14 protein-coding genes and 2 pseudogenes are annotated in these 11,591 nt (G+C 34.2%); 6 read left to right on the top strand and 10 right to left on the bottom strand.

Features of this window, described 5'->3' with window-relative positions; translation table 11 throughout:
- Nucleotides 1-6: 6 nt before the first annotated feature.
- The 4 genes from J4T77_RS04125 to J4T77_RS04110 all read right to left on the bottom strand — a co-directional run bounded on the left by J4T77_RS04125 (nucleotide 7) and on the right by J4T77_RS04110 (nucleotide 2,890).
- Nucleotides 7-801 carry a hypothetical protein gene (locus J4T77_RS04125; RefSeq protein WP_190321351.1) on the bottom strand — a complete coding sequence of 265 codons (795 nt, stop codon included), beginning with the start codon at nucleotides 799-801 and terminating at the stop codon, nucleotides 7-9.
- Nucleotides 802-874: 73 nt separating this feature from the next.
- Nucleotides 875-1,696, bottom strand: coding sequence for an AAA family ATPase (locus tag J4T77_RS04120; RefSeq protein WP_190321350.1), 822 nt, complete (start codon nucleotides 1,694-1,696; stop codon nucleotides 875-877).
- A 17-nt stretch (nucleotides 1,697-1,713) separates the two neighbouring features.
- A complete protein-coding gene (locus J4T77_RS04115) occupies nucleotides 1,714-2,301 on the bottom strand; it encodes an L-threonylcarbamoyladenylate synthase (protein ID WP_190321349.1) in 588 nt (195 codons plus the stop codon).
- Nucleotides 2,302-2,419: 118 nt separating this feature from the next.
- Nucleotides 2,420-2,890 carry a hypothetical protein gene (locus J4T77_RS04110; RefSeq protein ID WP_190321348.1) on the bottom strand — a complete coding sequence of 157 codons (471 nt, stop codon included), beginning with the start codon at nucleotides 2,888-2,890 and terminating at the stop codon, nucleotides 2,420-2,422.
- Nucleotides 2,891-2,965: 75 nt separating this feature from the next.
- Between J4T77_RS04110 and miaA the strand changes: the two genes are divergently transcribed.
- Complete coding sequence (gene miaA, locus J4T77_RS04105; RefSeq protein WP_010082478.1) at nucleotides 2,966-3,859, top strand: tRNA (adenosine(37)-N6)-dimethylallyltransferase MiaA; 894 nt, start codon at nucleotides 2,966-2,968, stop codon at nucleotides 3,857-3,859.
- Nucleotides 3,860-3,862: 3 nt separating this feature from the next.
- On the opposite strand, the gene J4T77_RS04100 is transcribed toward miaA, so the two are convergent.
- Nucleotides 3,863-4,690, bottom strand: coding sequence for a hypothetical protein (locus J4T77_RS04100; RefSeq protein ID WP_190321383.1), 828 nt, complete (start codon nucleotides 4,688-4,690; stop codon nucleotides 3,863-3,865).
- A gap of 296 nt (nucleotides 4,691-4,986) precedes the next feature.
- On the opposite strand from J4T77_RS04100, the gene recG reads away from it, so the two are divergent.
- The 4 genes from recG (at nucleotide 4,987) to J4T77_RS04080 (ending at nucleotide 9,710) form a co-directional block, all read left to right on the top strand.
- Nucleotides 4,987-7,008 carry an ATP-dependent DNA helicase RecG gene (recG, locus tag J4T77_RS04095; protein ID WP_038199133.1) on the top strand — a complete coding sequence of 674 codons (2,022 nt, stop codon included), beginning with the start codon at nucleotides 4,987-4,989 and terminating at the stop codon, nucleotides 7,006-7,008.
- 938 nt (nucleotides 7,009-7,946) lie between these two features.
- Complete coding sequence (locus tag J4T77_RS04090) at nucleotides 7,947-8,306, top strand: ferredoxin family 2Fe-2S iron-sulfur cluster binding protein (RefSeq protein ID WP_010082412.1); 360 nt, start codon at nucleotides 7,947-7,949, stop codon at nucleotides 8,304-8,306.
- Nucleotides 8,307-8,308: 2 nt separating this feature from the next.
- Nucleotides 8,309-9,349, top strand: coding sequence for a hypothetical protein (locus J4T77_RS04085; protein WP_190321346.1), 1,041 nt, complete (start codon nucleotides 8,309-8,311; stop codon nucleotides 9,347-9,349).
- On the top strand, nucleotides 9,333-9,710 hold the full coding sequence (locus J4T77_RS04080; protein WP_010962876.1) for a cytochrome c-type biogenesis protein: 378 nt from the start codon (nucleotides 9,333-9,335) through the stop codon (nucleotides 9,708-9,710). The genes J4T77_RS04085 and J4T77_RS04080 overlap by 17 nt, the downstream gene beginning before the upstream one ends.
- A gap of 344 nt (nucleotides 9,711-10,054) precedes the next feature.
- Here the strand turns inward: J4T77_RS04080 and J4T77_RS04075 are convergent, their stop codons facing one another.
- The 5 genes and pseudogenes from J4T77_RS04075 to J4T77_RS07280 form a co-directional block, all read right to left on the bottom strand.
- Entirely contained in the window at nucleotides 10,055-10,303 is a 249-nt protein-coding gene (locus J4T77_RS04075) for an IS110 family transposase (protein ID WP_049749685.1), read from the bottom strand.
- Between the two features lie 11 nt (nucleotides 10,304-10,314).
- Nucleotides 10,315-10,467: a transposase gene (locus tag J4T77_RS07295; protein ID WP_369408987.1), complete on the bottom strand. Its 153-nt coding sequence runs from the start codon at nucleotides 10,465-10,467 to the stop codon at nucleotides 10,315-10,317.
- Nucleotides 10,444-10,625, bottom strand: a pseudogene (locus tag J4T77_RS07290) (transposase); the annotation flags it as partial. The gene J4T77_RS07295 and the pseudogene J4T77_RS07290, both read right to left, overlap by 24 nt.
- A gap of 5 nt (nucleotides 10,626-10,630) precedes the next feature.
- On the bottom strand, nucleotides 10,631-10,786 hold the full coding sequence (locus J4T77_RS07285) for a transposase (RefSeq protein WP_369408983.1): 156 nt from the start codon (nucleotides 10,784-10,786) through the stop codon (nucleotides 10,631-10,633).
- Between the two features lie 167 nt (nucleotides 10,787-10,953).
- A complete protein-coding gene (locus J4T77_RS07280) occupies nucleotides 10,954-11,127 on the bottom strand; it encodes a hypothetical protein (protein WP_010082315.1) in 174 nt (57 codons plus the stop codon).
- Between the two features lie 133 nt (nucleotides 11,128-11,260).
- On the opposite strand from J4T77_RS07280, the pseudogene J4T77_RS04065 reads away from it, so the two are divergent.
- Nucleotides 11,261-11,533, top strand: a pseudogene (locus J4T77_RS04065) (transposase); the annotation flags it as partial.
- Between the last annotated feature and the right edge of the window lie 58 nt (nucleotides 11,534-11,591).

Genomic DNA, 11,591 nt, shown 5'->3' with positions numbered 1-11,591 from the left:
AAAACTTTAAAATATGTCTAAATTTTCCCAAATAGGATGAATGATTATATCACCTTGTTCTGCAATGAGGTAGAATTTATCGATTTTGCTCACATCTATATTTATCATTTTTACACTGAAATTTTCAGGATCATAAGTATTACTTTCTACACTTTTGTGATAATTATAATAATGTAATTTATTTTGATCATCAAAATAACCAAATTCATCAGCAAAGGTTCCCACTTTTCTACCTTTACCACTTTTGACTAGCTCAAATAGATCAATTACATGGTTTTGGGATCCAGGCTCAATAGGCCCTTCTGCAGCAAAAAATTTAGGTGCATGACCAATGTATTCCTTAAATTTTAGATTATGAGTCTTTTTTACACTACCAAAATCCACAAATTTATATTCATCTGAAATACCAGAATATTGTGGATCATACTTTTTATATTCAAAAAACTCATTACCTAAAAAATTACAAAACGTTAATTTATAATTATCATGATCGGATTTTACGACTTTAAGGTAATGAAAATCTCCAAGAATCTTTACTTCCTCTTCCGTAATATGATTACGTACAACAAGCTCACCATTTAGCATATGATAGCCAATTTTTGGCAAAGTAGCTATATTGATTGTCTTGTTTAGCTTAAAATTTGCTTCATAAATGCCACTTAACAACTCCTTTCCTTTTTCTAGGGTTATGTCTTGATCTGAAGCTATATTCTTAATTAAGCTTAATTTTTTCTGCATGTTCAATATGGCTTTCGTCAAAACTTCTATTGATTGCCATACAGTTAATTTATTATCAGTCAAATTATATACTTCGAGTATTAAATTAACAGAATTTTATCATGAATTTATGTTAAAAGTATTATACTTTGTAAACTTATGTCATGATATTAACTACATTAGCTAAAACATGCTTTTTATCTAAGTGGAGTTGCTTTGCGGCAACGAAAAGTTCATCTATTTTTTTCCACTGACTTAGCAGAATTTCAACACCATTTACCTCTCTCTTTATGCTTTCTAAAATGAAGGCCTGAATTATATATGATGCTAGTTCTAGTTCGATTTCGCTATTAATTACTTTATTAATCATATTGGGATTCTTTAAATCATGAAGAAATTTATAAAAGCATTTGTATGCTTCATAAGCATCACTACTTATTGTATTTATTATCATTCCTGGCATTTCAGGAAATAAAGTAATCATTTCGTCAAACGTTTGATTATCAAATTTACATTGAGATGAAGCAACTTGCTTTGTTTCATCATAAGTTAATGGGAGTAAATTTAGCTGAAAGCACCTACACCGGATAGTGGTTTGTATATCATATGGCTTATGGCTAATTATAAATATCTTAGAATTTTTTGGCGGCTCTTCTAATATTTTCAATATTGCGTTTTTAGCGTTATTAGTCATTGCCTCTAAGCTATCTATTATAGCTATTTTGTGTTCTGATTGAATGGGACTTAAGTGTAGAAAGTTTTTCATTTCTCTGACTTTTTCTATTCCGATAGTATCACCTTCAACAATGTGTAAGTCCAATGCTACTTCATTATAGTTTTTTATGAGTAACCAATTGGAGAAGGATTTTGCAAGTGTTGCTTTTCCTATACCTTTTTTACCACAGATCAGCCAAGACTGAACAGATAAGTTGTTCATTATTTTTTTTTTGGCTTGGTTGTGGCCTATTACTTTTTTCATTCTTTCTCCTATAGATTTTAGTTTGAAAATGCGTTGTTTACTGTTTGTAATGAAATTGCACCTTCCCTTAAAACCTTAATCTTATCTTCGGTTAAGTCAATAATAGTAGATTCTATACCAGAAACTAGTTCGTCATCTTCAATCACTACAGATAAATGTTGCTTAATGGATTGTGGTATACCGTTTGCCTTACATACACTTTCTTTTCCTGAAATATTTGTACTAGTTGCAACTATTGGAACTTTCAGTTTGTTTAGTATTGAAATTGCAATAGGATGCTCAGGAATTCTGATACCTATACTATCTTTAAAGAATTCGTTTGGCAATATGTTGTTGTTTTTAAGTGGTAAAATATAGGTAATTGGTCCAGGAGAAAAGTGGTTTATTAAATCAATATATCTTTCCTTTACCTTTGCTATTTTTGTCAAATTGTAAATATCACTAACAAATATAGACAGTGGTTTATTTTGAGAGCGTTTCTTTATCTGATATATTTTTCCTATAGATTCATTATCTAGTGCATTACAAGCAAGAGCATACACTGTTTCTGTTGGAAAACACACTAATAAATTGTTCTGTATTGCATTTATTATTTTAGATACCATATAGCTAAAAACTTATTCATAACAACTAGATCAGTTTTGTTGCACTGTATCTTATATAGTAACTGCTAGTTTTTGTAAACGTAATGCAACGCAGCTTACCATTTGTTATGCAGATTTGCTACAACCCAAACTCTTCATTGACTTTATCAATTATTGCCTGTGGTGGATCCTCTCCCCATCCTGAATACAAAATCTCTCCATAGTTTGCAACATCTATAGAGCCAGTTCTGCTTTTTGCTAGAAACATTTCTCTTTTCTCTTTATCAACTAATACATAATGCCACGCTGATTTTCCACGATCTTTACCACGGACTAAGTATATAAGATCTGACCTACTTCTTTTTGTTGCATCAGCAAAAGATCTTTCATTGACAGTTCTGCTTTTACTTTTTATGCCGCCACTTTCAGAAAAAGCTTCCTTGGATTCGGTTTTTTTGCCTGCTAATTCAGAAATTTTTCCTTTTTCCCCTAATGCCCGTTCTTTGGTATTTTGAGACGAATACTTACTGGAAAAACCTTCCCCTGTACCGCCAGGAGTCCTGTTTGTGAAACGCTTAGTAAATGAATTATTGTCGTTGTTTTCTGCCATAAAAATCTCCAAACTTTAGATTGTAGAATCCAAACTTTTACTACACTTTATCATATGTTAATTAAATTAATATAAATGAAAAATAATATAGTAATTATTACAGGAATTACGGCCTCAGGTAAATCAGAATTATGCGATAACCTGAGAGAAAAATATGGAAATATTAGTATAATAAATTGTGATTCAAAGCAGGTATACAAAGAAATTCCCATAATTACTGCTCAACCACTAAAGCAAGAAGAATTTTATAAATTATATGGTTATGTTTCAGCAAAAGAAAATTATTCCGTGGGTCTATGGTTAGAGGATTTAGAAAAAGAAGTTAATCACGCATTAGAAAATGCTCAAATACCTATCATCACTGGAGGAAGCGGGCTTTACATCAGCAGTTTCATCAAAGGCTTATCATCAATGCCACAAATAAGTCAGGAAGTGAGAAAAAACGTAAGTGAGCTCAGGAAAAATTTAAGTAAAGAGGAGTTCTATAAATTAGTATTAAGCAAAGACTCAAAAGTTCAAGATAAAATCTGTATTAATGACTCGCACCGTCTTTCAAGAGCACTTGAAGTTATCACTGAAACTGGTAAGACAATCTTTGTATGGCAAGAAAATAGACAGCCTCCTTTATTCGATAATTTTAAGATATATACAATTTTGCCTAAACGTGAGGATGTATACCAAAAAATAAATTCTCGTTTTATCAAAATGATCGAAAATGGAGCAATTGATGAAGTAAAAAAGCTACTTAGTATGAACTTAGCTCCAAATTTGCCAGCTATGAAAGCACATGGAGTGCCAGAAATTGTAAAGTATTTGAAAGGTGAGATTACTTTAGACGAAGCGATACAGATTGCTCAAACAAACACAAGACACTACGCAAAACGCCAGTACACTTGGTTTAAAAACCAGTTCCCAAGTTCTGAAGTCATTGATTGTGCAAATGAGCTAACAGCGCTTGAAATATTTTAATTGTTAGTTTCCAGGTGTATTTCCATACTCATTGCTATGAATGGGCGGTTCCATATTTTCCAGATGGCTGTTCACTTTTGGTGGCTTATCCAAGCCATGCTCTATTTTTATTTTAAAAAATCCAAGCCTCTCGCAAAATTTCTGAAAACACTCTTTTATAACGTCAAACAAGTTTTTATCACCTATATTATAGTCCTTCAGTCTCTTAGGAACAGTAAGTGACAATTTACCATCTTCATATGTTACATTTTTATCACCTTGAGACTTAAGTGTGAATTCTAGCGAGCTATCCAATTTACAGAATTCTTCTTCCAGTTCTGCAAAAGTGCGAACTGCAATTTTTTCTTCAATTCTGATTGCCGCATGACTTGGATCACTACAGTTAATATGTATTACATGATTAGACTGAAACAATAACCCATATGTTTCAGCTAAATGAAGGATAGGTCCTCCTTTACCATACAATGCACCCACATAAGCAGCCTGGTTACAATTAGTGATTAGTTCTTCTAGAATAGAATCATTTGGAACTTCTGCTTCAGCATATTCAAATAGCTCTGTAAAAACTTGTTTTACAAATTGGCGGTACTTATTTTTGTCATTTGAAATGAGGTTGGTATGTTTATTATATAATTCATCAACAAGCTCTTTTGTTATAACTTTGTTCTGAATAACAAGTTTCATTCTTGGAAGATCTACGTACATAGTTGCACCAGAATTCGCTTCAGCATTATCTTTACCAGCCCTCAACCTGCTAAAACCAAACTTTTCTGCTTGAGCTCTTAGTGTAACTATTGGATTTTCCTTTTCTTTTGGTGTAGAGCCGTTCATCATTAATACCTTGATATAGACTGCTAACGGTATAATAATACATAAAAATGATTAATTAGTCAATAAAATACCTACTATAAGCCCTATGATAGCAAATATAGTTAGGGGTAACTTAGGCTTACCGACGATTTTAAAAACAACAAATTCGTCATTCCGTTACGTGTTAGCGGCTGAGATACCGCGAATGAATCGCGGTATAACGTTAGAGAGCTGTGCTAGCTATAGTGCATACCTGACCATAAGGTGACAAGATTTTAAAAAGGCTCTATAACAGTTTTACACATGTATGAATCTCAATGAGCAATCAGATTTTTCTAAATAGCAGGCTGGAGAATATACCTAAGTTCCATTCCGCAATATTGCCTAAACTTTGTGGTGGGGACAAGGTGGTGGATCTGCTGTTTTATAAGCCACTTAGTTATGTGGATAGAAGCAAGTTACTATCTGATGCTCGAGTTGGAGAATTTACAACTTTCATTGCAAAAGTTTATGAGCATCAGTCGCCCACTTTTAGAGGCAGACCATATAAAATAGTCGTTGAAAGTGAGAGTCAGTATATATTCATAGTCTTTTTTAATTACTCAGTTAAGTATTTATATAAACTATTTCCAATTGGAGCGAATGTGATCATCAGTGGCAAACTCGAAAAATTTGCTGAACATTGGCAAATTACTCATCCAGATTACGTGTCGCTTGACATCAACCAATTTAAAGAAATAGCTTGCATAGAGCCAGTTTACCAATTATGCCGTGGCATTACCAATAAGCGCATTGGGAACATAATAAGCTCTAATCTAAAGGAATTGCCTGATTTACCAGAGTGGATAGATGATACATTAATCAAGCAAAAAAAATGGTTAAGTTGGAGGGAAAGCATCATAAAGTTGCACAGACCAAGCTCATTGGTGGAAGCTGAGGTTTGTAGAAAAAGGCTTGCTTATGATGAATTGTTTGCGTATCAGCTAGCGCTGAAACTTGCAAGAAAAAATCATGTGAAAGAAAGGGGAAGAGAATTTATAATATTGAGTAAATACAAAGAGCAAGTTTTAAATGAATTGTCGTTTCAATTAACAAATGATCAAACTCGTGCAATAGATGAGATCTCAGAGAGACAAAAATCCAAGTATCGCATGATAAGCTTGCTGCAAGGTGATGTTGGTAGTGGCAAAACCGTAGTTGCACTTTTTGCAATGATAAATGTGGTAGAAAACAACATGCAGGCAGCTCTAATGGCACCGACTACTATCTTGGCGGAGCAACATTATAATTGGATTGAGGAAGTTTTATCCTGTACCGATATAAAAGTTGCGCTGCTTACTGGTAAAACTTCGCGCAAGGAAAGAAAGATTATCATGAACGAACTTGCAAGTGGTGTTTTAAATATAGTGATTGGCACTCATGCACTATTTCAAGCTAACGTTACATTTAAAAATTTAGGGCTTGCAGTCATAGACGAACAACAGCGATTTGGAGTGATGCAGAGAAATCGCTTGGTAGGAAAAGGAGAAAATGCCGATATACTTTTCGTTACTGCAACTCCCATTCCAAGAACCTTGCAGCAAGCTATGTATGGTGATGTTGAATGTTCAATTTTGAAAGAAAAACCAAAATCCAGATTGCCAATAAAAACTGTAACTATGAACATTAGTAGGGTGCCAGATGTTATTGAAAAGCTAAAAGGTGCTATAAACAGGGGCGAAAAAGCATATTGGATTTGTCCATATATAGAAGAAAACGAAGAGACCAATATTGCTGCAGCAGAGATGCGTTTTCAGGAATTACAAAAAACATTTCTTGATAAAGTCGGGATAATACACGGAAAATTGACTCAGGAGCAGAAAGATCAAGTTATGTTTTCCTTCAAAAGGAATGAATTTTCTCTGCTTGTTGCAACCACTGTGATAGAAGTTGGTATAGATGTGCCAGATGCAACCATCATGATTATAGAAAATGCAGAGCAATTTGGGTTATCACAATTGCATCAGTTAAGAGGCAGAGTAGGGCGAGGAAACAAGCCATCTTTTTGTGTATTATTATACGATAATTTAAGTAAAAGCTCATCTTCAAAGTTAAAGATCATGTGTGAGTCACAAGATGGATTTTACATTGCTGAAAGGGATATGATGCTAAGAGGCAGTGGAGATATTTTAGGCACAAAACAATCAGGATGTATGGAATTTAAATTTGCTGATTTATATCAGGACAAAGAGCTGCTCAATCTCGCGTATAATAACGCAAAAGGCGCAATGGCTGATTTTGAATTACTGCTTGATATATTTGAATATAGGAGTAGATTACATTTTTCAAAATTTCAGTAGGAAAACCAGGTAGCCCACAGAAACGAAAAAACTTACTTGACACCCTTCGCTAGCCCCCTTATCATGAAACTGAAGCTATTGTATTTGCTTTCGCCAATCTGCAGATTAAAAGGTAAGGATTACTTAATGTATCGGCGTCTCATGTTCAATTTTTTGCAGTATATAGATACTGTATGTCTTTACAAAACTTCATCTACATCTAGATTTTTATCTAAATAAGCTGAACGCGCTTATAAAGCGTTACAAGACATCAAAAAATGCCAATACTCGACAGAGATAGTAAAAGACTAGCTAACTCGGGGATTCTTTGTCTTTTTTCTGCTTAGTAAACTTCTTAAACATTTGCAGCGTAAGTTAGTTGCAATTAAAAGCAGCTTAATCTTGCTTGTCAAGCGTTTAAAACATAAAAAACGCCAATATTTTAAAGCGGATAATAACCCCAGGGCTTCTTTTGCCTTTTTTTTCATTTGGTAAATTTCTTAACGTTTGCAGCTAAACGACAACCGTCATCCCGCTGCTTGTTAGCGGGATCTCTTGTTAGCGGCTGAGATACCGCGAATGAATCGCGGTATGACGGTTCGTGGCGGTATAGCAGTTCGTCATCCCGCTACGTGTTAGCGGGATCTAGAGATACCGCGGCGGTATGACGTAGAGCTCGCGTTAGCTATACTTTTATGCTTACTAACTTAATAAAATTCCTGGATCTCAGTGTCTGGGCACTGGGATGACAAGAAGAAGGCACTAGGATGACAAGAAGAGGGCACTGCCGTCTTGGATGGAAACCAGTGTCAGCTACTTGCATAACACCCTTTTTTCTGGAAACCAGTGTCGGCTACTTGGATAACAAAAAATAGGCACTGGAATTGTAAAGAGTTTGCAAATATTAGTTATTACCTGTAGGATATAGAGAAATTAGTAAGGATTTTAATAGGAATAATATGCCATCTGTTACTTTTATTTTACCTGATGGGAGTAAGAAAAGCTATGAAGCTGCAGAGGGAGAAACTCTGCTCAATTTAGCCCACAGAAGTGATCCAGATCTGCTTGAAGGTGCATGTGAAGGTTCTCTTGCTTGCTCTACATGCCATGTAATTGTTGATCCAAAGTTTTATAATGCTGTAGAAATACATAACCCTATATCTGATGAGGAAAATGATATGTTAGACCTAGCTTTCGGCTTAACAGAGACATCAAGACTTGGGTGCCAAATAAAAATCACAAAAGATATCGACGGCTTGTGTGTAACCATACCAAGGGGTACAAGAAATATATCATTGGATAAACAGGGGAGTGATTAGCTATGCGTAAGATTTTTATCTATATTATCATCTCTTTACTTTTGTTTATTCCTGTAGCGTATATTGGTTTTTGGTATTTTTCTGCATGTAAGGTAAAAAATCTTTTAGCTGAAACAATACTATACATTAACGACGAAAAATTTGATATTTCACATGATTTTAGTGGATTTCCTTCTAACCTAATTTTTCGTGTGACAAACCCAAAATTTTCCAATGAGCAATTAACCATCTCATCTGATGCTTTATTGATAAAAAATAGATTGTTTGATAAATCAGTATATATCTACATACCAAGCAATGAAGTCAATATTGCTGTTCATGGTGATGAGAAAAAGAATATAAAATGCCACACAAACGATAGCAGCCACTTTGTTGTTAGACTAAACGATTTACCATCTTCATTGCGATTCAACAAAAATAGTACCGTGATAGACTATATAGATACACTTCGTTACGAAGATTATGGATTAAAATGTGATGTTTTAGAAAATCAGCAAAGTGTTATAACTGAAGTGAATGATAAAAGCAATTACATTCAATTTCACCTCGATAAAGAACTGAGTGGAAATGCTAAGCTAGGATTTGATTTGTATACTTATCGGTATAAAAATACTGCAAGTCCTGAAAGTTACCTTAGTATCGACATTAAATTTGATTATGAATTTGTAAACGACATCTCGGCTTCCAGAATTAATTTCAATATAGAGAAATTTTTGATTCAAAGTAATAATTTTTCTTTTGCTGCAGATGGTGGGGTAAACAATTACAACTTAGTTACATATTCATTTAAAGACAAAATCAACGTGGCTATATCAAATTATAAAGAATTAATCTCGTTTATGATTGGTGACTCAAAAACTTCAGATGCGTTCGAAAAATTAGTACCTTCCTTATCAGAAAAAACAACTGATAATGGCATTCGATTTTCAATAAAGTACGATGATGATGTAGGGTCAAGCTTTATTGGAAAGTTATCCATCACTGATTTTATGAACCAACTCAGTAAAATAATCCAATTAACCAAGAATGAGAATAGTAATTAGCTTACTTTTCATATTGATATTCCACTCAGGCGTAAACGCTTTTACTCTGGATAATAAACTCAGAGATAAAAGCATGGAAAAACGAGCAACCAGTTTATTTGAAATAATAAGGTGTCCAATATGTTCTGGCGAATCATTGTCTGAATCTGGATCTCAGATCGCGTATGATATGCGAGAAGCAATTCGTAAAAAAATCAATGATGGATACACTGATGAAGAGATAATCTCAGAGTTAAAAAATTCTTACGGCAATTCAATTATAATCGTACCACCTAGCACTTACATTTTGTGGTTTATTCCACTTACAACTCTGCTTATTGGGTGTTTTTTAATACAAAGATACATCAATACAACCACTTAAACCTTTTATATATAGCTAAAGTGACTTAGGTTCTCTAATTGCACATAAGTCAACAATAATTTTCACACAAATCAAAACAGCATATCTTCTCCATAATCCTTGGTAATTTTACATAAGTGAAAAGTAGCATATGGTTCTCTCCGCGGTCTGAGATGACAATAAACTTGTCAAGCCGCATTATACTTGTTAGGCGGAAGTGGACGGTAACATGTTTACCACGAAGTCTAACTAAGTTCTTGCTTGTCCCTTCCATCGGCATTGCTATCTTTATTTTCAATAAAATTATTGTCCTATGCTCTTTTGATGTTTATTGATAATAAAATTCTGTTTTATCAACCAACATCCTATGCATAATTACAGCTAATTTTCTTGCTACTGCTACAATTGCTTTTTTCATTCCTTTTTTCTTCGCAACCCCAGTTTTTTAATTTAAATGTCCTCTTGGTAACTGTAAGCATTGTTTGTGCAGCTTCATATAACATACTTCTACATTCCGCTGGTCCCATCTTTGATATGCTGCCATGCCGATCAACTTTTCCAGAAGAATATTGCCTTGGTGTCAACCCTATATACCCCAGTTGCGGATTAGCCAACGAAGTAAAGCTTAGAAATGCAGCGGCTGCATGGAATATGAAACAAGCGTAGAAAAAATGTGTACCAAAAAATTTATCGGTGATCTGTGGCGAGTATGCTCAATCTCAAATTTGTTTTTCAGAGAGCCAAAAACTGTCTCAATAATCGATCTTTTTCTTAACAAAATCTTCTCATTTAGCACCATTAATGAGTTTTTCATACCCTTTTTATACTGGTTACAAGCTTTAACCCTCTATCGAATAATTCGTGAAAAAGATCTTTTTTGATATATCCTTTATCTCTAAACAATAATCCAGTCAATTTCTGAGTTAAATTTGGCACAGGTATCAACGTTGCCTTTTGTCACCGTAACCCCTTGAATTTCGCCAGTTTCGTTGATTACTAGATGTACCGAAAAACCACCCATAAGTAGTCTTTCCAATCTTTGCCAACCCTTTGAAAACTTTGTTTCTCGAGGTCCTTTTTGGATGGCAAACAGCGATAGATTATGTACGAAATCCCTGTCACTTTTGACTGTTCGCAAAACCATTGCATTAAGAGCGCTAAATACCATAAAACCTGCGATTTTAGCCTGATAAACCTACTATAGGATGGCAATTTTGGAAACGCTGATTCGTATAATAATTTCAAATAATGCACATAGAAAATTTTAAAATTGTCGCACTTGATATAGCAATATTATGGTAAAAATCTCTGAATGCGTAATCTCTGGCGTCCTGGTTGGTTTTTTGCCACTTGGTAGAAGTTTTTCTGCAAAATTTTCATCGACTGTATTGCAAAAATCATCGACTATACAAAAGATTTCTGTTACTTTCTCTTTCATTGGTAACCTCCTATTTTAGGAATGAATATCAAATACCTCGGAGTTTACCCTATTTCCTTACCTTTTCTATTTTTTCTAATTTACAACTGGGGTTAGCAGTGCTGTGAGAATGGTTGAAAGCGCAAAAGAAAACCTCTCGGAAGTTAAAAATATACTGGTCGATGCAGGTTATACAGGAGAAAATTTTGCAACTCAAATAAAAACGATTATTGGAGCAACTGTAGAAGTAATAAAACGAAGTGAATTACATTCCTTTGCTGTATTGCCACAAAGATGGGTTGTAGAGCGATCTTTCGCTTGGTTAGAAAAATGCAGACGATTGTGGAAAAATTGCGAGCGAAAACTTAACACTAGCCTGCAAATGGTCGTTCTTTCCTTCATTTCTCTTCTATTGAGAAGATTTTAAACAGGTTCTAAATCTTTATTTTAAAAATGTCATATTGACCACCGGTACCTGAAAATAC

Origin of the sequence: Wolbachia endosymbiont of Drosophila innubila, assembly GCF_021378375.1 — a bacterium.
In the GTDB taxonomy this organism is placed as follows: domain Bacteria; phylum Pseudomonadota; class Alphaproteobacteria; order Rickettsiales; family Anaplasmataceae; genus Wolbachia; species Wolbachia pipientis.
This window is presented reverse-complemented; position numbering and strand designations above follow the sequence as displayed.